The sequence below is a fragment of the Rhodococcus sp. IEGM 1351 genome (assembly GCF_030056875.1).
GTDB classification, from domain to species: Bacteria; Actinomycetota; Actinomycetes; order Mycobacteriales; family Mycobacteriaceae; genus Rhodococcus_F; species Rhodococcus_F opacus.
The window spans coordinates 1-317 of record NZ_JASHKU010000119.1; the positions used below are offsets into that span (position 1 = coordinate 1).

Here is a 317-nt window from a genome sequence, read left to right on the forward strand (position 1 = left end):
GGGTGAGCCGGCCGGCGCCGGGTCGGCTGATGTGGTCGGCGAGGGCGGTGAGGGCCTCGGTCCACAGCTCGGTGAGGTCGTCGACATCGGTCGCGGCGAGCACACCGGAGGCGTAGGACCACGTCGCCGTCAGCCGTGCAGTGCCCTCCGTGACGACCGTCGCGGCATCGATCGTCAGGACCGCGGCAGCCGCAAGGTCCGAGTCGGGGTGTCGGCCGAGATCCACATCCGTCACGGGAGTCCAGCCCGCCTCCGCACCTGACGGCGGGTAGTCGAAGCGGCCGAGGTAGTTGAGGGTGGTTTGGGGTTGGGGGAGG

At 71.3% G+C, this 317-nt stretch carries 1 protein-coding gene; it reads right to left on the reverse strand.

What is annotated here, in order from left to right:
- Positions 1–317, reverse strand: a 317-nt coding sequence (locus QM806_RS41035) for a hypothetical protein (RefSeq protein ID WP_283295067.1), incomplete at both ends; no start/stop codon positions are given.